This window comes from Variovorax multivorans, assembly GCF_051216835.1.
Classification (GTDB): domain Bacteria; phylum Pseudomonadota; class Gammaproteobacteria; order Burkholderiales; family Burkholderiaceae_C; genus Variovorax.
In genome coordinates, this window is sequence record NZ_JBPJZL010000001.1 from 16,094 (window position 1) to 39,034 (window position 22,941).

Genomic DNA, 22,941 nt, shown 5'->3' on the forward strand with positions numbered 1-22,941 from the left:
ATGGCGCGAGGCTTCAGGCTGGCGTGCCCGCGCGCAAGCCCAGCAGGCTCTTCTGTACCGCGCGCCCTTTGCCGCCCAGAGACAGGCGGGCCAGAACTTCCAGCGTCGGCGCGGGCAGCGTGCGTTGCGAACTCAGTGCAATCTCGAGCAGAAGCTCCATCAACGCGGCCAGATCCTTGGGTGGGCTGTCGACATCAGCTGCCAGCATCTCGCAGAGCATGTCGAAGATCGGTGCGGCCAGCCGCCCATCGGCGCGCACCGCAGCCTGCAGGCTCTTGGCGTAGCGCTTGGCCATGACAATCGGCGACGCCAGCAGCGCGCGCAACTGCGCCCCGAGCGCGGAGACCTCAAGTCGCCCGTCAATGAAGGACTGCACCAGCGCGTCGACCGCGAGCGCGGTCTGGCCGGGCTCCTTGCCGGCCAGCGCCAACGCCAACAGCAGCACGGCCATTGGCTGCGCGGCTGTCAGGGGTACCGTGGGGTCGAGCAGCAGCGTCAGGTACGCGCGGTCTTGCCATCGCGCCTCCCACAAGTCGAGGTTGTTGCCGATCTGCCGGCAGCCGTCGACAAAGAAAGATTCAAGAGAGGACGGCACCACTGCGGCCATGTAGCGCAGCAGGGCCTCGTCATGGGTGTCATTGACACCGGCACGGCGCACGGCCATCAGCGCATGCGGTGTGCTCGTGGGCACCTCCGCCGCGCTCAGCGACAGGTGGTGATGCACGTAGGTCTTGCCTGCATAGGTCGAGCTCCTGGCATCCACAGACCACGCGTAGCGGGCGGCGTTCGCGCCGTCTGGTCCGGAGTCACCGAAGGCGTCCAGCACGAGAGGATCGTCACCGCCTGGGTGGCGAATGCGAGCAGCCGCAGCGAAAAGCGCCTGCTCTTCATCGGTTTTGGCAGTGATCGGAATGCCGTCTTCACCAAGCGCGTGGCGCAGCGCACGCACCAGCGGTGCATCGGCCAGTTGCCGTGCCTGGTTGCGCAACGCCGCCGAGCGATCGCCCGCGGGGGCGAGCCGCAAAAGGCCGCGCACCTGCTCTCCCGAAGGCGCCTGGACACCACGCGCCTGGTACGCCGCGATGCGCTCGATGAAGACAGCCGCATCGATGAAGCCGCGCGCATGTGTGCCCGCCCCCAGGGGAGCCAGACCCCAGCCCTGCGCGGCTTGGTCGATCAGGTCTTCCAGCCGCAACGCCAGGAATTCGTCTGCCTCCGGTTTCTCTGGCTTCTCGCGATGCTCCTTCAGACGCTCGCCGCCCACAACGAAGGCCAGCAGGTAAGCGAGCCGGCTCTGCACCTCGCTTTGCATCAACTTGCGCGCACGCTTCATCACTGGTGCGAACTGCTTCAGAAGCGGCTGCGGCAGCGGAGCCATGCGTACCAGTGCCTCGAGCACGCGCTCCAGCGCGTCGATATCCTTGGGGTTCTCCAGCACAAAGGCGATGCAATCGACCAGTTCGGCCACATCGACGATCGGTGCGAGCGCCCGGCTCGCATCGAGCGGGTCGAGCGGTCCACGCCCTACCGGCAGTTGTTCGGCGGCCGAAATGTCGACAGCCGCTTCCGCCCCGACGTTCCCAAGCAGGGCCAGCAGCGCTGGCCTGTTGACGGTGGCCACACCCTGCGCATGCGCCTCCAGTTCTGCGCGTGCCGCGTCGTCCATGCCCCAGGCCTTGAGCCGCTCGATGAGCTTCTTCTGCAAGTCGGCCGCTTCGTGTGTCAACCCGTGCAGCGCCACCGCAGAGGCATCGTGCGCCAATGCGGGTTCGCGCTTGACTGCGGCTTCGGCCAGCTTCAGCGCCGCATCAACCTGCGATTTGACGCTGGCATAGAAAACCGGCTGCACCGCGACCAACAGCGATGCGCCGTCGACATGCCCCGTCGCGTGAAGCGTCTTCAACGCACCGAGCGCCAGCGTGACTGTCGGCGGAATGCGACTCTGGCACAGGCCGAGATAGCGCGGAGCAAAGGGCGCCATCTCGTCCGCGGTGGGCGCCAGCGTCTCATGGAAGCGCGAGAACCAGCCCGCGCGAAACTGCGGCCAGTCGCGCTCCAGCGTGCCCAGCGTCTTGTCGAGCAACTGGGGGCGAGTGAATTCGCCTCTGGCGACACCCTCCATGAAGATGTACGACCAGTAGTTCTTGGGCGAATGGTTGTATTTATCGACCGCCGACAGGTTGTGCTCACTCGTTCCCTCCAGATCGAACAGGCGGAGCACAGCTTGGTACAGGCCGGGATCACGGTCGAACCTCTCGTCCATGGTCGAGCGATGCAAGGCGCGCGGCAGGGCTATCAGTCCGATGGTGTAGTCATCGCTTTGTGGCCGGTCGATCAACCGCGCAGCCACCAGGTTCTGCACCGGAAGGATGCGCCAGGCGAAGGCGCGGAGTTCCGCTTCAGCCACTTGCTGTAGTGCGGCGCGCCAGCCGGCCGCATCGATGCCGAACTGCGTGCACAGCGCCGCGACGGTCTCCGGGTCGAGTACTACCTGCGGATTGGCGTGGTCGAGCAAGGCTTTTGGCGCCATGCACACGACGATGGCAGCTTGCAGGGCGCGGTATTGCGCCGTCTGCGCCTCGCCGCCCCACTGCCGCGCATAGGGGCTGGCCGGCCAGTGGCTGCAGGTCGCCATTTGCCCCATCTTCTCGAGCGATTCGGCGCAGGCCTTGCGTTCAGCCGTCGACATAGCCTGCAAGCTGGCGAGCGTCGCCTCGAAGTCGCCCTGGTGCACTGCATGCTCCAGCGCGTCGGCCGGCATGAACACCGGCAGCTCTTCTTCATTTCTCATCTAGCGCCTTCTGTCGGGACGATGGATGCGGCTGTGGCTTCCACCGCCAACACATGTTTGCAAGGGCCGCGTTCGCCCTGGTGCTTGGCGTACCAAGGACAAGTGCACCGCAATTCACCGTCGATCTCCCGCACGCTGTGCACCGTGCCGCCGCTGGCCACCTGCGCCTCCAGGGGGCTGGACTTGGCGATGCTCACGGCGCCACGGGCCATCAGCTCGCGCGCATCGGCCAGACGCGGGTGCATGTCTTCGACCGATGACAGGTCGAAGGGCAGTACGCGGTGAAAGTAGCGGCCTTCGGCCACATCGAAGCCGACCAAGCCCGAAGCGCCGAGGATGCGCAGGCTATCGTCCACGCTCGATACGGCCACACCCAGCATCTGGGCCAGCGCCGGCGTGTCGATCAACGGTTGCCAGTTCAGGTGCGCACGCACCTGCGCCACTGCACGCTCGTCGTCCATGCGCATCAGCGCGCGCAGCGCCTGCCCTTCACCCGAGAAGCCGCGCCAGGGTTCGGCACTGAGCGCCAGCGTAAGCCGTGCGCCCGGAAAACCGAGCACCCAGGCGCTGGCCTGTTGTGCTTCGTCGGCATGCACTACGAGGCTCTGGGCCTTGGGCAGCAATGCTTCGAGCACGCGCAGCCGGCCTGTGTCTGTCACGCGCACGCCTTGTGGATGCGGCCGCGTCGTGGTGAAAGGCCCCTTGGGCGACGGCACCACCCACAGTGGCGTGCGGCTGGTCGAGGCCTTGGGCAGCGTTCGAAAGAAGCGCAGCGCCTCCAGCCCCTTGAGCTCGAAGCGACGCCGCATGCCGGCCAGATAGGACTGAACCTCGACCATGCCGCGCAGCCAGCGAAGGGGCAGCGCTACCTTGCGCTCGACCACTTCGCTGCCACCCGACTCCAGCGTCAATGCATCTCGGCCGACTGACAACGACAGCCCATCGGCGTCGCGCAAACGGGCCAGCGCAGCGCGCATCGGGGCATTGAAGTCGACATTGGTCGTGCCCTTGCCCACGACTTGCCCGTCATAGGACTCCGGCAGCAGGTCGACGCGCACATAGCAACTGCAGCATGCCGAAAAACCCTCGAAGCGCAGAAGCTCGCCGCCAGCCGTGACCACCGGGTCGGCCAGCGCAATCGCACGCGCCACGCTGTTGGCAGGTGTGAAGAAGCGCGAGCCGACGACCAGATGCACTGCGCTGAGCAATTCAGCGCACAGCCGGGGCTGCAGCAAACGTCCTTCGAAGAAATGCGGATGCGCCGCGCTGCCGTCGGTCTGCGGGCTTGATGTGGCAAGGCTGAGCCGGGGCCCCGCCGGCTTGGTCACCGTGGCCGAAGCATGCGCGTAGCGGTAGGCGTGCGCAACGGCGCTCAAGGCTGCAAGGCCTCGCGCAGTGCCCGGGCCGCATCGTCCTGCGCCTGCAGCGCCTCCGGTATCGCCCGGCCCATCTTGATGAATTCGTGGATCACGCCCCGGTAGATCTCCAGGTCGACCGGCACGCCCGCGGCGCGCAACTTGTCGGCATAGGCAATACCCTCATCAACCACCGGATCGCATTCAGCCAGGCCGATCCAGGCCGGTGCCACTCCGTCGACGTCGTCGGCCAGCAGCGGTGCAAAGCGCCAGTCGTCGCGATCAGCGGGCGTGCGAACGTACTGCGCAAAGAAGAAATCGATCATCGCCTTGGTCAACAGCGGGCCGTTGACGTGGCGCTGGTGCGAGGCCGTGTCCTGATGGGCTGTCATACCGGGGTAGATCAGCATCTGCAGCGCGAGCGGCAGGCCCGCGTCGCGCGCCAGGATCGCGCACACGGCCGCGAGCGTGCCGCCAGCGCTGTCGCCGCCCACCGCCAGGCGCCGCGTGTCGACACCGACGCGTCTACCCTCGTGGGCCAGGAAGGCGAAGGCGTCCCACGCATCGTTCGACGCCGTCGGAAACTTGTGCACGGGCGCGAGGCGGTAGTCCACCGACACCACCGCGCAGCCGCTCTTGGCACTCAGCACGCGGCACAGCGTGTCATGCGTGCGGATATTGCCGACGGTGAAGCCGCCGCCATGAAAGTACATCAGCGCGGGCAGCGCATCGGTGGACGGCGCATACAACCGTGCCGGGATCGCGAAGTCATCGCGCGCGGGAATGGTGAAGTCTTCAACCCGCGCCAGCTCGGGCTTGGGCACTTCGAGCACGCCCGCGCCCTTTTCGTAAGAAGCCTTGGCCTCCTCGGGCGTGAGCTGATCGAGCGTGGGGTGGCCGGCGCGCGCCATGCGCTCGACAACGCTGGCCATCTTCGGGGTAAGTCGTATGGCGGGAGGTGTTCCCGGCGTGACAGCGGCAAGGGTTTCTTTCGTGTGCAAGACTGATCGCTCTTGTTAGATTTGGCTGGTCGGCAATCGTACTGCCCCGAGACATTTCACATCCATGGCACTCATCCAATACCTCACCCAGATCCAGTTCGAGTTCGGCGCGATCAAGCTGTTGTCCAGCGAATGCGCGCGCATCGGCATCAACCGCCCGCTGATCGTGACCGACGCCGGCGTACGCGCGGCCGGCGTGCTGCAGAAGGCGCTCGACGCCATCGCTGATCTCGAGGTTTCGGTTTTCGACCAGACGCCTTCCAACCCCACCGAAGCCGCGGTGCGTGCGGCCGTCGAGCTGTATCGCAGCGGCCGCTGCGACGGCCTGATCGCCGTGGGCGGCGGCTCCGCCATCGACTGTGCCAAGGGCGTCGCCATCGCGGCCACGCATGAAGGCCCGCTCAAGACCTACGCCACCATTGAGGGCGGCTCGCCCAGGATCACCGATCGTGCGGTGCCGCTGATTGCGGTGCCCACCACCAGCGGCACCGGCAGTGAAGTGGCGCGCGGTGCGATCGTCATCGTCGACGACCATCGCAAGCTCGGCTTTCACAGCTGGTTCCTGATGCCCAAGGCCGCCATCTGCGACCCCGAGCTCACGCTGGGCCTGCCGCCCAGGCTCACAGCCGCCACCGGCATGGACGCCATCGCGCACTGCATGGAAACCTTCATGTCGGCCGCGTTCAACCCGCCGGCTGACGGCATCGGCCTCGACGGGCTCGAGCGCGCCTGGGGCCACATCGAGCGCGCAACAAAAGACGGCAGCGACCGCGAGGCGCGCCTGAACCTGATGAGCGCCTCGATGCAGGGCGCCATGGCCTTCCAGAAAGGCCTGGGCTGCGTGCATTCGCTCAGCCACAGCCTGGGCGGCGTCGATCCGCGCCTGCACCATGGCACGCTCAACGCCCTCTTCCTGCCCGCGGTGATCCACTTCAATTCGGGCGCGGAATCGGTGCAAAAAGAGCAGCGCCTGCAACGCATGGCGCAGGCCATGCACCTCGATTCGGCTGGCGACCTCGGCGACGCGATCCGCGACATGAACGCGCGTCTCGGCTTGCCCAAGGGTTTGGCTGAAGTGGGCGTGACGCCCGCGCTGTTCGAGAAGATCATCGACGGCGCAATGGCCGACCATTGCCACAAGACCAACCCGCGGCTGGCCACGCGCGACGACTACAAGGCCATGCTCGAAGCCTCGATGTAAGGGCTTCTTCTACGCGTTGTTTCAGAGGAGAAAGGCTCCCTTCTGCGCGCCCTCGCGTCATTTATGTGACATAAGGAATTTCTAGACTGTCACCGAAGGTTTCTCAGCCGCAGAAACCCAAGGGTCAGGGAAGTTCCGAATGCCGCGTACCGTCCAAGTCCACACCGTCCTGAGCGCCGAGCAGCTCAAGTTCCGCTCCATGCGGGGACAGGAGGGCCTCTCGCAACTCTTCGAGTTCGAAGTGGACATGGTCAGCACCAGCTTCAGCCTCGACCTGAAGCAACTGCTCGGCACTTCGCTCACGCTGGAACTCGCCGACGAAGGCGCACCGCGCTTTCTCAACGGAACCGTGGTGCGTTTCGGGCTGGTGGGCCGCGCCAACGAAACCGGCCGCCACTACGTCTACCGCGCACTGGTGCAGCCCTGGCTGTGGTACCTCACGCGCACCACCGATTGCCGCATCTTCCAGAACAAGAGCGTGCCCGAGGTGCTTGACGAGGTGCTGGGCAAGTACGGCTTCCAGTTCGAGAAGCGTCTTACAGGCAGCTACTCCGCCCAGGAGTACTGCGTGCAGTACCAGGAAAGCGACTTCGCCTTCGTGAGCCGCCTCATGGAGCACGAAGGCATTGCCTACCACTTCGAGCACAGCAACGGATCGCACCTGCTGGTGCTGGCCGACGACGCAGGCAGCTACAAGCCGTTGCCCGGCCACGCCAGCATCACTTACCGCCCGCGCGACCGCGTGCTCAATGCGATGGAGCCCTGCATCGACCAGTGGCGCGTGTCCGAGCAGATCACCTCGGGCCGCGTGATGCTCGACGACTTCGACTTCAAGAAGTCGCGAGCCTCGCTGCAAAGCGTGCAGCAGGACCCGAAGGCCCACGAGCATTCGACCTACGAGGTCTACGAATGGCTCGGCGGCTACAGCGAGCACCAGCAGGGCGACGCCTACGCCAAGATCCGCCTGCAGGAGCTGCAGTGCGCGCACGAGCTGGCCTCGGGCCATACCAATGTGGTCGGCATGGCGCCGGGCTACCTGTTCGAGATGACGCACTGCCCGCGCGAATCGGACAACCGCGAATACCTCGTCACCGAAACCCGCTACGACCTGCAGGAGCCCGAGTACTCCTCGGGCGGCAGCACTGAATCGGTATGCGAGTTCGACTTCACCGTGCTGCCCTCGACCGTGGCCTACCGCCCAGCGCGCAACACGCCGCGCCCGCGCACCAACGGCCCGCAGACCGCCACCGTGGTCGGCCCCGAAGAAATCTGGACCGACCGCTTCGGCCGCGTGAAGCTGCAGTTCCGCTGGGACCGCTATGGCCAGTCCGACGAAAACAGCTCCTGCTGGGTGCGGGTGTCGAGCAGCTGGGCCGGGGCCAACTTCGGCACCATGCACATGCCGCGCGTGGGCCAGGAAGTGATCGTCGATTTCATCGGTGGCGAGCCCGACCGCCCCATCATCACCGGCCGCGTCTACAACAGCGACCAGATGCCGCCCTGGGAGCTGCCCGCCAACGCCACGGCCAGCGGCATCCTCACGCGCTCCAGCACCGGCGGCGCGGCCAACCAGGCCAACATGCTGCGCTTCGAAGACCGCACGGGCGCCGAGCAGATCCTGCTGCACGCCGAGCGCAATCTCGACGTGGAAGTAGAAGCCGACGAAACGCGCGACGTGGGCGGCAACCGCACCTCCGTTATCCACGTCAACGAAAAGCTCGACGTCATCGGCACACGCACCACCACCATCACCGACAAGGAAACCGCCACCTACAACGGCGGCGAAGAACGGCTCGTGAATAGCGGCGGTGTCGAGACGATCAACGGCGGGCAGACCCGCACGGTCAACGGCGGCGAAAACGAGACCATTCACAGCGGCGAGACGCGCACCGTGACGGGCGGCCGCACCGAGACGATTTCCGGCGGAGAAACCCGCAACATCACCGGCGGCCAGAGTGAAACCATCGCGGGCGGCGAAACCCGCACCACCACCGGCGGCGCAACGTGGACCATCTCCGGCGGCCTCACGGCCACGGTGGACGGCGCGGAGATGCTCACCACCAAGGGGCCACGCACGGAGAACATCACAGCAGGCGAGACACGCAACATCACCGGCACGGTGACCGAGAACGTCAGCGTCGAGATCATCGTGAACGCGCCGAAGGTCACCTTCAACGTGCCTCAGCACACCATCAGCTCCTCCCAGGAGAACAACTGGCGGGTGGGGCGCGCCAGCGGCTGCGTCTTCCGCTTCGGCGCGGTGGCGACCTCCTTCGACGTCTGGGGCGCAAGAGCGCAGATCTACGCTGCCCTCAACCTGCAGCTGGCAACCGTGAAGATCGACATCTCGGCCTTCAAGAACAAGGACAACGGGCTCAGCCTCGAAGCCTCGGGCGCCAACGTGAAGGCCGCTGGCGCCAAGATCCGCAGCGGCGGGCTCGCGATCCAGGCCAAGGTCATGAGCATCTTCAGCTAGCGCCCATGCAATTCTGGTTGCCCCTGATTTCTGGTGTTCTGATCGTTGTCTTCCTGGTGTTCGTGGTCGTGCACACGGTGCGCAACAACAGGCCATACCGCGAGGAAGCGCAGCGCTATGAGCGCCTGGTGAAGCAAGGCCAGCCCGCCAGCGCCCAGGTGCTTGCCCTGCGGGAGCTTGCACAGGGCACCTACGACAACGACGTCGAACTGCGCGTGCGCACCACCGAGTTGGCCGGCCGTCCGCCGCTGGAGCAGATGTTCAAGACCCGCATCGCGCGCGAGCTGGTGGTCAATTTCATGCCCGGCCAGACGATCCACGTGCTGATCGACCCGGCCGATTCGACGGCCGTGGCCATCGACCGCCGCCAGTCGACCACGACCATTCCCCGCTGATCCCGCGCGCATTCCCTGTTTCATGAAAGTCATCAAGCCGCTACGGCTCAGCGTATTGAGCCGCCCGTTTCCATGGCAACGACGCCAGCGCCTGGGTCTGACCGTGGTCGCCATGACGGGCATGGATGGCGTGCCCATGCTCTACCCGGACGCCGAACTCTGGCCCCTGGTGGCCGAAGAAATCGGCGAGCAGGGTGTGCTCGATCTCGGCATGCCCAAGCGCAGCGCCGAGTTCCTGGCCACCGGCCACGCATACACCGCGCACCAGCAGATCCGCAACCAGTGCCTGGTGAAGATGCGCGTCGGCACGCTCGAAAAAACCCTGCGCGTCTCGGGCGACCGCTACTGGCTCGACAAGCGTGCCACGCCACCGCAAGACTTCGAGCGCATGCCGCTCGACTGGCAACACGCCTATGGCGGCGCCTCTTTTGCTGACAACCCGCTCGGCATCGGCGCCGCGGAAGAAATGGTGAATGGCGTGCGCACGCGCCGGTTGCCGAACGTCGAGTCTGCAGATGCACCCATCCAGCGTGTCGACCAGCAGTCCTCCTCCGCCGGCTTCGGCTCCATCGATGTGATGTGGCCCCGGCGCTTTGCCCGCATCGGCAAGGAATACGACGCCCAATGGGCCAAGGAAGACTTTCCGGCCTTCTCCGGCGACATGGACTGGCACCTCTTCAACGCGGCGCCCGAAGACCAGTGGTGGCGCGATGCCGATCGCATTCCCGATGCCGCGCCTTACGAAATCTGGAACATGCACCCGCACAAGCCCTATCAGGCAGGCCGCCTGCCGGACTGGCGTGCGCGCTGCTTCCTGACGCTGGCTTCCGAAACCGGCGAGACCACCTTCACCGACGTGCCGATGCGGATGACGACCGCCTGGTTCTTCCCGCACCGTGAGCGCATCGTGCTGATCTACCACGGCGTGGCGGACATCCGCGAAGACGACGCGGCCGACGTCATTCACCTGATGCCCGCGCTCGAAGAGGCCGGCACCGAGGCCCTGCCGGCCAGCTACTACCAGGGCATCCTGCATCGGCGGCTGGACCCGGAAAGCGGCGCGCTCTACAGCTTTCGCGATCGGGAACTGGTTCCCGCCGCGGCCATTGCCCCCTGGCTCGACACCGTATCGCTGAAAGACCGGCCACTCGGCCCATTGGCCCGCAATGCGCACAAGCACGGCGAGTGGATGCGCGAGCAGATGCGCCAGCAGATGATCGGCGACGGCCAGGACCCCGCGCGCTACTTTCCGCCCCAGGACCCCGCCGACGACCTGCCCACGCTGGACGCCCTGCCCGAGTTCGTCGCGCGCACCAAGCGCATGCAGGAAGAAGCCAGGCAGAAGCTGCACGCGCAGCAGCAGGAGCTGAGCGAAACACTTCGCACGCGCGCCGCCGAAGCCGGCCCGACGGAGCCGGACCTGAGCCCATTGCTGGCGATGGCCGAAGGCCGCGAGCGCTCCGGGCTCAAGGGACCTCCCGCAGCGGCGATGGCGCCGCATCTCCAAAGCATGGCCGCGACCATGTCGGAGATGCCGGGCTCGCGTGCGGCGGACATGGCCCCCGTCGCCGACCTCCTGGGCCGCGGCGAGTTGATTGCCGCGGCGCAACGCAAGATGTACCTGAGCAGCGCCCACCACCAGGACGCCGCCGACCCGATGACACCGGCACGCGCCGCCGAAGTGCGCGAGCAGGTGACGGCGCTGCTCGCCGGTAGCTGCGATTTTTCGGACATGGACCTGACCGGCGCCGACCTCTCGGGCATGGACCTGCGCGGCGCCCGCTTCTGCGGGGCACAGCTTGAGAGCGCCAACCTGCGCGGCGCACAACTCGACAACGCCGACTTCTCCCGTGCCGTGCTCGCGCGTGCCTGCCTCGACGGTGCTTCGCTGCGCGGCACGCGGCTGGACAACGCAAATCTGGGCTTCGCACAGTGCAGGCAGACCGTGTTCACGGGCGCCCATCTGCGCAACACGGTGCTGGAAAACATCCTCTGCGAAGACTGCGACTTCAGCGCTTCGCAATGGGAAGACAACACGGTGATCGAGGCCGCGTTTGTGCGCTGCCGCTTTCACGGAGCCAGCCTCAAAGTGGTCATGTTTCTCGAGAAGGTACGGCTGGAGGGGCTTGATTTCGAAGAGGCCGTGCTGTTCAAGCTGCACTTCGTGCGCTGCAAGCCCGGCGCAATCAGCTTCGTGGCAGCCCGACTCGAGAGCAGCGTGTTCGTCGATGTGCAGGCCGATGGGCAGATGGATTTCACGCGTGCGAGCCTGCGCACCACCTGCGTCGTCGGCACCAGCAGTTTTCGCCAGGCGAAGTTCCGGGGCGCGCACCTGCGCGAATGCAGCCTGCGCGAGGTCGCGCTGTCGCAAGCCGATTTCAGCGATGCGCGGCTGGAGAACAGCGACTTCTCGGCATGCGACCTGTCCCGAGCCGACCTCTCGCGCACCAATGCACGCGACTCACGCTTCGTGCGCACCGACCTGCGGCATGCCAGCCTGCGGAATGCCGACCTGATCGACGCGAGCTTCCAGAAGGCCGACTTGCGCGGCACCGACCTGCGCGGCGCCAACCTCTTTCGCGCCGACGTATCCCAGAGCCTCATGGACGACACCACGCTGCTCGACGGCGCCTACACGCACCTGGCCAAGGTCTACCCTGCGCGCCAGGAAGCCGCGGCCGCATGACGCCGCACCGAATGCAATCCATGGTGCAGCGCGGCGAACCGATCAGGGAGCGAAGCTGCAGAGGCTGGCGCCTCGATGGAATGGACCTCTCCGGAGGCGTGTTCCTGGAAGTCGACTTCGACGGCGTGAGCTGCATCGGCACGCACTTCGAAGAAGCCCAATTCGACCGCTGCACGCTCAACGGCGTGCAGCTGAACGACGCGCAGCTCAAGAAAGCCGCCTTCTCGCAATGCGCGCTTCCATCGGCGAACCTGACGGGCGCCGTGCTGGACGATGCGGTGTTCCATCGCTGCCAGTTGCCCGGCAGCGACTTTTCGCAAGCCAGCGTGGCAGACACCAAGTTCATGGAAAGCGCCCTCTCGCGCAGCCGCTTTGCGGCCGGCCTGCTCGACAGGACTTTGTTCTTCAAGTCGCCGCTGGATGGCGCCGACCTGTCGCGCGCACAGCTCGACCGGGCCGTGTTCTATCAGGTCGACCTGCGCAAGACCGCGCTGGCGGGGGCACGCTTCGAGCGCGTCGTTTTCGTCGAGTCACGCCTTGCCGGCCACGACTTTTCGAGCCACCACTTCATGCTGTGCCAGTTCACCGATGCGGACCTCGAAGGCTGCAACTTCGAGGGCGCACACATGGCGCAGTGCAACTTCAAGGGCGCCGTGCTGCGCGATGCGGTGCTGCGCAACGTTCATGCACCGCAGGCGCTGTTTCCCGAAGCCGACCTGAGCCGGGTCGACGCACGCGGCGCGCATTTCGACCAGAGCCTGTGGATCGACGCGAAGCTCGCGGCCGCCGATTTCGGCGAGGCCAGCATGCAGCAGTGCATCTTCCATCGGGCCGATTGCACCGGCACCAGCTTTGCCGGCGCAGACCTCACCTACGCGGATTTTTCCGGTGCCGCACTGGAAGGCGCGAACTTCGATGCCCGGCTCTTCCGCACCCAGTTGCATGGCGCCCGCGACGTTCCCGCTGCCCTGCGCGGCCATGCCGGCGTGCTGCCCAACGACCCCGACCTGTTTGAGGCGGAGCGCTGGTCCGCGCAGCGGAATGCATCTTCCATCCCATTCACGAAAGGCGAAACCCCATGAACATCGCAGCATTGCGCAGTCCCCAGGCCGGCACGGACGACGCGCCCGTGCAGCGCCTGGGCAAGGTGGTCGAGCACCTGTCCGAAGGATCGCTGTACCGCGTGGAATGCGACGATGGTGCCTGGCAATGCCGCCGCGCCGCCAGCTGCCTCCTGCGCCCCGAACTCGGCGACACGGTGCTGATTGCCGGGCCCGACCGCTACCACGTGTACCTGATCGCCGTGATCGATCAGGCCGACGAAACCACCGCGCACATCGAGACGAAGGGCCATCTCACGCTGGCTACTCCTGCTGGCGGTGTGCACATCGAGAGCAGCGAAGCCATCCGGCTGCAATCCAGCAAGGCGGTGGAAGTCAGCGGCGAGCGTTTCGCCCTGACGGCGACCGAAGCCGATTGCAAGGTGGATCGGCTGAACTACGTCGGCAACGCCGTCAAGGCCTTGGCCGCAAGCATCCATGTGGTCGGCCGTCTGTGCGAGACCGTGATGGACCGCCTGGTGCACATCAGCCGCACAGCCTTTCGCATGACCGAGCAGACAGAGCAGGTGCGTTGCGGCCAACTCGACTACGAAGCCACCGACCTCGCCCGCATTCACGCAACGCAGACGGTGGTCACGGCGCAGGCGGTCGTGAAGGTCGACGCCAAGCAGATCCACATGGGCTGAGCCCGGAAACACAAGGAGCCGACAGCATGTTTGCCAACTGCCAGATGATGGGCATGGACCTGGCCTTTCCCGACGTGTGCAAGACGCCGCCGGCCATTCCCATCCCCTACCCCAATTTCGCGCTCGGCCCGACCGCGATTCCCAATGCGTGGAACATCCTCTTCATGTTCGCGCCGGCGCACAACCTGGCGACCGTCACGCCGCTCACCAACGGCGACAACCCCGGCGTGACGCTGGGGGTGATTTCGCCTTCGGTGATGGGGCCTTCGCGCCACATCACCGGCTCGTTCACCGTGCTGCTGAAGGGCAGCCCGGCCACTCGCATGACGAGCCTCTCGGTGCAGAACCGTAGCAATGCGCTGGGCATGCGCATCGTGCCGAGCCAGTGCAAGGTGTTGATGCTCGCGGCCTGAGGCCGTTCGTTACTCCGCCTTCACCCCCGCAGTGCGGATGACCTTGCCCCACTTGGCGGTTTCCGCGGTGATGAAGGCGTCGAATTCCTCAGGCGTGCTGCCCGCCGGAATGGTGCCCATCGCGTCGAGCTTCGCGCGCGTCTCGTCGCTCCTGATGATGCGCGCCACCTCTTCCGACATGCGCTTGACGACATCGCGGGGCGTAGCCGCTGGCGCCAACATGCCGGCCCAGGTGCTGCCGGTGAAGCCCGCGAAGCCTTGCTCGATGAAGGTGGGCACCTCGGGCGCCGCCGCCAGTCGCTTGTCGCCCGCTACACCAATCAGCCGCACCTTACCTGCCTTGGCCTGATTGATGAGCCCCGTGGGCGCGTCGAAGAAAAGCTGGATCTGCCCGCCCATCAGGTCGGTCAGCGCCGGCACCGCGCCCCGGTACGGGATGTGGATCATGAAAGTCTGCGTCAGCGACTTCCACAGCTCGGTGGTGAGGTGCGCGGCCGAGCCGTTGCCCGAAGAGCCAAAGCTCACCTTGCCCGGGTTGGCCCGCGCATAGTCGATGAGCTCGCGCGCGGTCTTGAAAGGCGCGTCGACATTCACCGCGGCCAGCAGCGGCGACACGCCCATCAGCGACACGCCCGTCAAATCCTTGCGCGGGTCGTAGGGCAGCTTGGGGTACAGCGTGGTGTTGGCCGCGTAGGCGGCGATGACGACGCCGAAGGTCGTGCCATCGGGCGCGGCCTTGGCGATGGCATCGACGCCGATCAGGCTGTTGGCACCGGGCTTGTTGTCGATCAGCACCGGCTGGCCGAGCTTGGTCTGCAGGCCGATCTGCACCAGCCGAGCCATCTGGTCGGTGAATCCGCCGGGCGTGTAGGGCACGATGATGCGGATCGGCTTGGTCGGCCATGCGCTCTGCGCGAACGATGGCAAGGCGAGGCTTGCGGCGGCAGTGGCGAGTGCGAACCGGCGGCGAGACAGCGTGGCATGGGGCATGGTGGCGGCGTTGCTTTGGAATGAATGGACCGGGCCATTCTCGAAGCGCCGCACGCTGCCACGGTCAGGGTTTGCCCGGCGAGCGGGTCAGCGCCCTTCGACGTACGCGAGGATCGCGGACAGCCACGATGCGATCATCACCACCCAGATCAATACGCCCGCCACCGCGAGCTTGTGATGCCATGCGGCGGGCGGCGCGCGCAGGTCGCGCGTCACCAGCATGAGCAACGCATGGCCGCCGTTCAGCGCCGGCAACGGCAGCAGGTTCACCGCCGCCATCTTCGCGGCGAGCATTCCGAGCAGAGGCAGGAATGCGTGTCGCTCGGCAAAGGCATCGGCGCCTTCCACCAGTTGCCGCCCCGTGGACAGCGGATCAAGCGCACCCTCCAGGAACTGCGCGAAGCCATGGACCAGACTGGGTACTGCGGCTCCCTGGCGCAGCAGCAGCGCGACAACGACGAGCGCAGCCACACCCGCCAGCGGAATCAGCACCTGCACCGCGCGTGGCTTGTGATCGAAGGCATCGTCGAAATAGCCCGGTGGCTTGTCGAACGGCACGCCCTCCTGCCGTGTGTCCTTGAACTGGACGCTGCCGCCCAAGGGCAGCGCATGCAGATGAAAGATGCCGAGCGACCACAGCCGCGGGCCGAAACCCAGCGACACCTTGCGCACGGCGATGCCCCACCAGCGCCCCAACGCCGCCATCGCGAAGAGATGAATACAGACCAGCAGTGCGATGGCGGCGATGAACTTGAGAAAGGTGAGCATTTTTTTCCGGATATCGGCCGTCGCAGCCGGCGGCGTGAGGAATCAATTCGTATCCGATTGTTAAACTATTTCGAGCCGTTGCCCGGGAGCCGTGTCTGCGTCCGAAATGCAGATACCGCCCAAGAGCGGCCCATCAAAAAGTAGCAAAACAGTTCACGGGAGCGAAGACATGATCGTTGGCATTGATCTGGGCACCACCAACAGCCTGGTCGCGGCATGGCGGGACGGGCAATCGGTGCTGATCCCCAACGGGTTGGGCGACACGCTGACGCCTTCGTGCGTGAGCCTCGATGAAGACGGCACGGTGCTGGTCGGCCGCGCCGCACGCGACCGGTTGCAGACCCACCCCGACCGCACGGCCGCCGTCTTCAAGCGCTACATGGGCAGCGACAAGACCCTGCGGCTCGGCCAACGCGACTTCCGCCCCGAGGAGCTGTCGGCGCTGGTGCTGAAGGCGCTGAAGGCCGACGCCGAAGCGGCATTGGGCGAGACGGTCACCGAAGCCGTCATCACCGTGCCGGCGTACTTCTCCGACGCCCAGCGCAAGGCCACGCGCACTGCAGGCCAGATGGCCGGCCTGCGCGTCGACCGCCTGCTGAACGAGCCCACTGCGGCTGCGCTTGCCTACGGCATGCATCACATGGGCGCGGAAACCCGCTTCCTGGTGTTCGACCTCGGCGGCGGCACCTTCGACGTGTCGATCCTCGAAATGTTCGAGGGCGTGATGGAGGTGCGCGCATCGGCCGGCGACAACTTCCTGGGCGGCGAAGACTTCGTCCTGGTGCTGATCGACCTGTTCTTCGAACGGCGCAAGCTCTCATCCTCGCTGCGCAAGGACGCGCATTTCATGCAACAGCTCACGGGCGCGGCCGAGGCCGCCAAGCGCGCGCTGAGCACGCAGCCCAAGGCCACCCTGTCGGTGTGGCAAGGCGGCACGCAGCACACGCTCGAACTCGACGAGAGCACGCTCGAACAGGCCTGCGCCACGCTGCTCAAGCGGCTGCGCACGCCGGTCGAACGCGCGCTGCGCGACGCCAACCTGCGCAGCGGCCAGCTCGACAACATCGTGCTCGCGGGCGGCGCCACGCGCATGCCGATCGTGCGCCGGCTGGTCACCACGATGTTCGGCCGCTTCCCTTCGATCGACTTCAACCCCGACGAAGTGGTGGCGCTCGGCGCCGCCGTGCAGGCCGGGCTGAAAGCCAAGGACGCGGCGCTGAAGGAAGTGGTGATGACCGACGTGTCGCCGTACTCGCTCGGCGTCGAGGTCAGCATGCGGATCTCCGAGACCACCTCTTCGCCGGGGCACTTCGATCCGATCATCGAGCGCAATAGCCCGGTGCCCATCAGCCGCGTCAAGACCTACTTTCCGACCAGCAAGGGCCAGATGCTGGTCGACCTGAACATCTTCCAGGGCGAGGCGCGCATGGTGCGCGACAACATCCACCTTGGGCAGCTGCGCGTCGAGCTGCCGGGCATCGCTGCCGAAGAGTCGGGCGTGGACGTGCGCTTCACCTACGACGTCAACGGCCTGCTGCAGGTCGAGGCGACGGTGCAGAAGACGCAGCACAAGTCAAGCGTGCTCATCGAGGGCAACCCGGGCCTGCTGTCGGAAAGCGAAATCGCCGAACGCCTGAAAGCGCTCGACGAGCTGAAGATCCACCCGCGCGACACGCTCGAAAACCGCACGCTGCTGGCGCGTGCCGAACGGCTCTACCAGCAGCTGCGCGGCGACGTGCGCGCCTGGCTTGGCGCGCAGATCCGCGAGTTCGAACGCGTGCTGGCTTCGCAGGACAAGCGCGTCATCGCGCCTGCGCAGCGCCAGTTGGAGACACAGCTCAATCACATCGAGCGCGAGGGCTTCATCCTCGGCGACGACTGACGCACGCCTGCTGGCCGAGGCCCCATGACCAGTTCCGTGCCGTTTCTCCGGTACCTGGATCTCGACGAGAGCGCGGACGAGCGCGCCGTGCGCCGCGCCTATGCGCAGCGCCTGAAGACCGTCGACCAGGAAGCCGACCCCGCGGGTTTCCAGGCCCTGCGCGAGGCCTACGAGACCTCGATGCGGTGGCTGCAATGGCGCTTGCAACAGCAGGCGGAAGACCACGAGCAGCCTGAACCCGCCCCCGCACCCTTGCCCGCACCGGAGCCCGAGGCGGTCGCGGCAGCCGAGCCCATCGCGACGCCACACGACCCGCGCGCGATTGCCGAGGTCTTGCGCGCGGAACTGGCGCAGGCCCTGCACGAGCGGCACTTCACCAAGGCCGCACCAGTGCGCGAGTGCCTGCAGCAGGCGCTGGACGATCCGCGCCTCATCGACATGGACGCGCGCTTTTTCTTCGAGTGGGGCGTCACGGCCATCCTCGCGTCGGGCTGGCAACCGGGGCACGAACTGCTGTTCGAAGTGGCCGTCGAGACCTTCGACTGGCGTCACGACAGGGCGCGGCTGCTGTCGCTGGGCCGCGAGGGACAGATCGTGGACAGCGCAATCGTCGAATTCGAAGCCTTCAGCAGCCGGGGTGCACCGATCTATAACGGTGCGTCTCGTGAACAGCTGATTCAGCTGCTACGCAAGAACGAACGGCCGGAGAGCCAGGTGCTGATCATGTGCACATCCGCCGTCGAGCACATGGTGTCGCTGTACCCGCACTGGCTTCACATCGTCACTAACTCGAAGAACGTCGCGCAATGGCGGGCATGGGAGCGCGAGCTGACAAGCGCGCAAGCCACTGACGACCCGCCGCACATGGCCAGCAAGCCTCCTTCGCTGGCTCGCACGCTGGCGCTGGTGGTCTTGCTCTTCGTCGTGCTTGGTGTGCTGCTGTGGTGGAGCGCGCCGGCCGACAAGGCGACGGCGGGTGTCAGCCCCGCATTGGCTCTGGCCACACCAGAGGCGCGGGAGGAAGCCGTGCGGCAACTCGAAGCCGAGACCGTCGATGCACCGGCGCGCTACCGCACGCCGCCATCCATTTCCTACCCCTCGCAGGCCAAGCGCGACGGGCTCCAGGGACGGGTGATCGTCGGCGTGCTGATTCGCAAGAACGGCGAGATCGGCGAAGTGCGCGTCATGCAGGGATCGGGCCATGCGCTGCTCGACGAGGCCGCCGTGCGTGCGATCCGCAACGCCAGCTTCTATCCGGCCAGGGTCGACAGCCAGTACGTCGATGCCTGGTTCAACGCCCCGATCAATTTCCGGCTCGGCTCATGAACACCCAGTCGTTTCCCTTCCTGCAGCACCTCGGGCTCGATGACAAGGCGGACGAGCGCGCCATACGCCGGGCCTACGCCCAGCGCCTGAAGCAGATCGACCAGGAGGCCGACCCCGAGGCCTTCCAGGCACTGCGCGAAGCCTACGAGACCGCGATGGGCTGGGCGAACTACATGCAGCAGCGTGCGCAGGCCGCCGCGCAGGAAGCACCGGAGGCGGTGGCGCCGCAGTCGCAGCAAGGCCCCGCGCCGGAGGCGCCACCCGACCGCACGGACGACGAAGCAGCCTCCCGCGCCCGGCTCGCCGACTCCGAAACGCTCGCCCGCGCAGTGCTGGGCGAGCTGCAGAAGCGTCTGGAAGTCCGCCCGCCCACCGACCTCGCCGAAGGCCGCCAGCTTCTCGAACGCATGCTCGACGATCCGCGCTTGCTCGACCTCGACGCGCAGTTCCTCTTCGAATGGGGACTGGCAACGATCCTCGCGCGAGGCTGGAAGCCCGGCCACGAGTTTCTGTTCGGCCCGGCCATGACGTGCTTCAAGTGGCGCGAGGACGGCAGCCGACTGCTGCGACTGGGGCCCGCGGGGCAGTTCATCGACGTGGCCATCCGCGAGCTGGAGATGTATGACCGCCAGCTCGACACGCAGCGCACGCCGCAGCGTGACCTGATCCGCCGCCTGCGCCACGCCCGCCGCCCGAGCGACCGCGTGCTGATCCAGGACCTGCCGCTGGCCGAGCAGTTGAACGCCACCTGGCCGAACTGGCTGCACGTGGTCACCAACACGCAGAACCTCGTGAAATGGCGGGAGTGGGATGCCGAGGTGCCCAAGTGGCGCCGGGCCGTTACCGGCAAGCCGCATGGCACGGTGGCAAAGGCCCGGCCAAAGCCGTCCGGCGACAAGGGCTCCAACAATGTCGCCGGCTTCCTGTTTCTCGCGTTCCTTGTGCTCGGAAGCCTGGGCAGGATGCTGTCGTCGAGCAACGATCCCTACATACCGCCCGCTGCGAGTTTTCCGCGTCTGGCCGGCTCGGGCTACAGCCAGCCGGCTCCCTTGCATGTGCCTTCGATCACCCCGGCTACGCCGCTCACCGCGCAAAGGCCGCCTCCTCCAGCGGTGCCCGCACCCGCCGTAGCGCAGTTCGACGTGGCGAAGAAGACGGTGGCCAGCTTGACCAAGGGAAAGGTCGATGCGAAGAAATGCGCGGACACAGCGGAGATCCTCGGCTATCACGGCCGGGAACACGACAAAGGCAGCTTCGGCCCAGCCTTCGACCGGCTGGTGCTGGACTGCCTCGTCAAGCAACTGTGGCGGCCACCCGTGCCGCTTGCGGCTGTGGACGTTTCGCTCAAGCGCAATCAGCAACGGACCAAGGCGCTCATTGACAAGGAACTTGCAGCAGCACGGGGCAGCGCCTGGGTCTCGCCGGCGATTGCATGGCGGGCGGACGCACCACCACCTCCTCCGCCGCCCCCGCCGCAGCCCAAGCCCGTACCGCCGGCTCCGCGCGTGGTGGACGACACCAGCGTCTGGCTGACACCGGGCTCGCCGCTGTCGAACGGTTCGCCGTCCAGGCAGCCTTAGGCGGCATCGGAAAGCCGTCGGCTCACCGCGCCAGCGGCAACCGCATATCGAACCGTGCTCCGCCGCCGCTTTCATTCGCCGCCTCGATCCGCCCGCCATGCGCATGCACCACAGCCTGCGACAAGGCCAGCCCCAGCCCGAGCCCAGGTGTCTTCTCGTCCGACCGCGCCGTGGCACCGCGGTAGAAGCGCTCGAACAGATGCGGCAGTTCGTCTCCGCGAATGCCCGGCCCGCTGTCCGCCACGCTGAGGACGGCCTCGTTCGCATCTACGTCCGCGCGCAGGCTCACGCGCACCGTGGTGCCGGCCGGCGAGAACTTGAGCGCGTTGTCGAGCAGATTGGCCAGCGCGAGGCTCGCCGCGCCGCGCGCCACCCGCGCAGCCACGGGCGGTGCGGGTGCCAATGAAATCTCCAGCCGCCGCTCGCGCGCCATCGGCTCCAGTCGGCGCACGGCCTCTTCCGCCAGCACATTCAGCGACACCGTCTCGGCCGCGTCGCGTTCCTGCCCCGCGTCGAGCCGGGCAAGCACCAGCAGCTCTTCGACCAACAGCGTGAGCGATTCGACTTCTTCGAGCGAGGAATGCAGCGTCTCCACATAGGCCGCCGGTTCGCGCGGCCTGCGCAAGGCCAGTTCTAGCTCGGTGCGCAGCCGCGACAGCGGCGAGCGCAGCTCGTGCGACGCGTCGGCCGTGAACCGCCGTTGCGCCTCCATGCCCTGCTCAATGCGCGCCAGCATGGCGTTGAGCGTGTCGACCAGCCGGCCGATCTCGTCGTTCGTTCCGGGGTGCGGCAGCCTCTCGCCCAGGTTCGCGTCGCCGATGCGATGGGCCTGCTGCACCACGTCGTTGATGGCACCGAAGGCGCGCCGGGTGATCAATGCGCCCGCCGCACCAAGCGCCAGCAGCAGCGCGCCGCCGAGGATCAGGAACAGCACGCTGGCCATCGCCACCGTGCGGTTCACGTCGTCCAGCGAGCCGGCTACCTGCACTGCCAACAAGGAAGAGCCTCGCCCCGGCACGGGCACCGAGACCATGCGCGTCGGCTCCTCGCCGAAGCCGTCGAGCGTCTCGAACACGGTCTCGCCCGCCGCGAGCCGCTGGCGCAGCGCGAGCGGAATGGGCAGCTGCGCCTCGCCGAGGTTGCTGCTGCGCGCCAGCACGCGGCCCTCGGCGTCGACGATCTGCACCAGCCGGTCCAGCCGCACGAACGAAGGCGCGCCAGGGCCGGGCGGGGCCTCGTGCACGATCACGTTGTCGCCCTCGCCGGCGGACAGCAGCATGCCCATTTCGGTTTCGGCCAGCGCGAGCAGCGCGGCATCGAGCTCGCGGTGCACGTTGCGCGAGAACACGAGATACGAGCCGAAGGCGGCGATCGCCATCACCACCACGATCACGCTGACGTGCGCCAGCGCCAGCCGCTTGCGGAAGCTAAGCATGCGCGCTGCCATTGCTCGCGCCGTCGTCGGCCAGTGCCAGCCTGAAGCCGCGCCCGCGCACGGTCTGGATCAGCGGCGCGGCCGGCGGCGCGTCGACCTTGCGCCGCAGGTTGCTGATGTGCACGTCGATCAGGTTGTCGATGGCGATCAGGTCGTCCTTCCACACCTGCTCGGCCAGGCGCGATCGGCTCACCACCTCACCGGCATGGCGCAGCAGTATCTGCAGGATCGCGAACTCTTTGTGCGTCAGGTCGAGCACCATGCCGCCGCGCAGCACGCGCTGGCTCTGCGGGTCGAGGCTCAGGTCGGCCAGCGCGAGCACCACGGGCCGCATGATCTCGGAGCGGCGCAGCAAGGCGCGCACGCGGGCCAGCAGTTCGTCGAAGGCAAAGGGCTTGGTCAGGTAGTCGTCGGCGCCGGTGTTGAGGCCGGCCACGCGGTCGCTCAGCGCGTCGCGAGCGGTGAGCATGAGCACGGGCGTCTTGCAGCCGCGCTGGCGCAGGTCGCGGCACAGGGTGAGGCCGTCTTTGCCGGGCAGCATCCAGTCGAGCACGATCAGGTCGTAGGCGACGACGAATGCTTCTTCGTCGCCCTCCTCCGCCGTGTGCACGACGTCGACGACAAAGCCCTCTTCCTGCAGGCCCCGGGCCAGCAGCCGGGCGGCCTTGCGGTCGTCTTCGATCAACAGAATTCTCATGGCGCGAATCATGCCCCGGCTTCCTGACTTCAGGCCGCCAGGGTGCGCAAGAGCCAATCCTTAAGACATCTTCAGGATTTCTTGAGAACTTCTTAAGCCGCCCTTTCGTACCCTCGCCGAGAGGAGACGGGAGCGGATCGAGGGCATGGGGAAGGCACTCCGTGCGCAGCGCGCCCGTCCTCGCAACGGACGCATTGC

Annotated in this window: 17 protein-coding genes; 10 read left to right on the plus strand and 7 right to left on the minus strand. The window is 66.7% G+C overall.

The features are described from left to right. Positions 1–13: 13 nt before the first annotated feature. From ACSFCA_RS00100 to ACSFCA_RS00110, 3 genes are read right to left on the minus strand one after another with little or no spacing between them, the layout of a single operon-like run. Positions 14–2,791: a DUF6493 family protein gene (locus tag ACSFCA_RS00100; protein WP_435458223.1), complete on the minus strand. Its 2,778-nt coding sequence runs from the start codon at positions 2,789–2,791 to the stop codon at positions 14–16. After that, entirely contained in the window at positions 2,788–4,167 is a 1,380-nt protein-coding gene (locus tag ACSFCA_RS00105) for an SWIM zinc finger family protein (protein ID WP_435458224.1), read from the minus strand. Before ACSFCA_RS00105 ends, ACSFCA_RS00100 begins: the two co-directional genes overlap by 4 nt. Next, the gene (locus ACSFCA_RS00110; RefSeq protein ID WP_435458225.1) at positions 4,164–5,078 is read right to left on the minus strand and encodes an alpha/beta hydrolase; all 915 of its coding nucleotides are present in this window, start codon (positions 5,076–5,078) and stop codon (positions 4,164–4,166) included. The genes ACSFCA_RS00105 and ACSFCA_RS00110 overlap by 4 nt, the downstream gene beginning before the upstream one ends. Positions 5,079–5,211: 133 nt before the next feature. On the opposite strand from ACSFCA_RS00110, the gene ACSFCA_RS00115 reads away from it, so the two are divergent. From ACSFCA_RS00115 to ACSFCA_RS00145, 7 genes are all read left to right on the plus strand, one after another. After that, positions 5,212–6,348, plus strand: coding sequence for an iron-containing alcohol dehydrogenase (locus tag ACSFCA_RS00115; RefSeq protein WP_258354672.1), 1,137 nt, complete (start codon positions 5,212–5,214; stop codon positions 6,346–6,348). Positions 6,349–6,487: 139 nt separating this feature from the next. Next, positions 6,488–8,824, plus strand: a complete 2,337-nt coding sequence (locus tag ACSFCA_RS00120; RefSeq protein ID WP_435458226.1) for a type VI secretion system Vgr family protein — start codon at positions 6,488–6,490, stop codon at positions 8,822–8,824. A gap of 5 nt (positions 8,825–8,829) precedes the next feature. Beyond that, on the plus strand, positions 8,830–9,219 hold the full coding sequence (locus ACSFCA_RS00125) for a hypothetical protein (protein ID WP_258354670.1): 390 nt from the start codon (positions 8,830–8,832) through the stop codon (positions 9,217–9,219). Positions 9,220–9,241: 22 nt separating this feature from the next. Next, on the plus strand, positions 9,242–11,905 hold the full coding sequence (locus ACSFCA_RS00130) for a DUF2169 family type VI secretion system accessory protein (RefSeq protein WP_435458227.1): 2,664 nt from the start codon (positions 9,242–9,244) through the stop codon (positions 11,903–11,905). A gap of 80 nt (positions 11,906–11,985) precedes the next feature. Next, positions 11,986–12,987, plus strand: a complete 1,002-nt coding sequence (locus ACSFCA_RS00135; protein WP_435458228.1) for a pentapeptide repeat-containing protein — start codon at positions 11,986–11,988, stop codon at positions 12,985–12,987. Continuing rightward, the gene (locus tag ACSFCA_RS00140) at positions 12,984–13,652 is read left to right on the plus strand and encodes a DUF3540 domain-containing protein (protein ID WP_435458229.1); all 669 of its coding nucleotides are present in this window, start codon (positions 12,984–12,986) and stop codon (positions 13,650–13,652) included. The genes ACSFCA_RS00135 and ACSFCA_RS00140 overlap by 4 nt, the downstream gene beginning before the upstream one ends. 26 nt (positions 13,653–13,678) lie before the next feature. Continuing rightward, the gene (locus ACSFCA_RS00145) at positions 13,679–14,065 is read left to right on the plus strand and encodes a DUF4150 domain-containing protein (RefSeq protein WP_093056806.1); all 387 of its coding nucleotides are present in this window, start codon (positions 13,679–13,681) and stop codon (positions 14,063–14,065) included. Positions 14,066–14,074: 9 nt separating this feature from the next. Here the strand turns inward: ACSFCA_RS00145 and ACSFCA_RS00150 are convergent, their stop codons facing one another. Continuing rightward, positions 14,075–15,055, minus strand: coding sequence for a tripartite tricarboxylate transporter substrate binding protein (locus ACSFCA_RS00150; protein ID WP_435458230.1), 981 nt, complete (start codon positions 15,053–15,055; stop codon positions 14,075–14,077). 87 nt (positions 15,056–15,142) lie between these two features. Next, on the minus strand, positions 15,143–15,823 hold the full coding sequence (locus tag ACSFCA_RS00155; RefSeq protein WP_435458231.1) for a site-2 protease family protein: 681 nt from the start codon (positions 15,821–15,823) through the stop codon (positions 15,143–15,145). A 169-nt stretch (positions 15,824–15,992) separates the two neighbouring features. Between ACSFCA_RS00155 and ACSFCA_RS00160 the strand changes: the two genes are divergently transcribed. The 3 genes from ACSFCA_RS00160 to ACSFCA_RS00170 are packed head-to-tail and all read left to right on the plus strand — an operon-like array spanning position 15,993 to position 20,611. Beyond that, on the plus strand, positions 15,993–17,705 hold the full coding sequence (locus tag ACSFCA_RS00160) for an Hsp70 family protein (RefSeq protein ID WP_258354664.1): 1,713 nt from the start codon (positions 15,993–15,995) through the stop codon (positions 17,703–17,705). Positions 17,706–17,729: 24 nt separating this feature from the next. After that, the gene (locus ACSFCA_RS00165) at positions 17,730–19,031 is read left to right on the plus strand and encodes an energy transducer TonB (RefSeq protein ID WP_435458232.1); all 1,302 of its coding nucleotides are present in this window, start codon (positions 17,730–17,732) and stop codon (positions 19,029–19,031) included. After that, positions 19,028–20,611 (plus strand): J domain-containing protein, encoded by a 1,584-nt coding sequence (locus ACSFCA_RS00170; protein WP_435458233.1) that lies wholly within the window; start codon positions 19,028–19,030, stop codon positions 20,609–20,611. The genes ACSFCA_RS00165 and ACSFCA_RS00170 overlap by 4 nt, the downstream gene beginning before the upstream one ends. 22 nt (positions 20,612–20,633) lie before the next feature. Here the strand turns inward: ACSFCA_RS00170 and ACSFCA_RS00175 are convergent, their stop codons facing one another. Further along, positions 20,634–22,046, minus strand: coding sequence for a sensor histidine kinase (locus tag ACSFCA_RS00175; protein ID WP_435458234.1), 1,413 nt, complete (start codon positions 22,044–22,046; stop codon positions 20,634–20,636). Next, positions 22,039–22,743, minus strand: coding sequence for a response regulator transcription factor (locus ACSFCA_RS00180; protein ID WP_258354660.1), 705 nt, complete (start codon positions 22,741–22,743; stop codon positions 22,039–22,041). Before ACSFCA_RS00180 ends, ACSFCA_RS00175 begins: the two co-directional genes overlap by 8 nt. Positions 22,744–22,941: the final 198 nt, after the last annotated feature.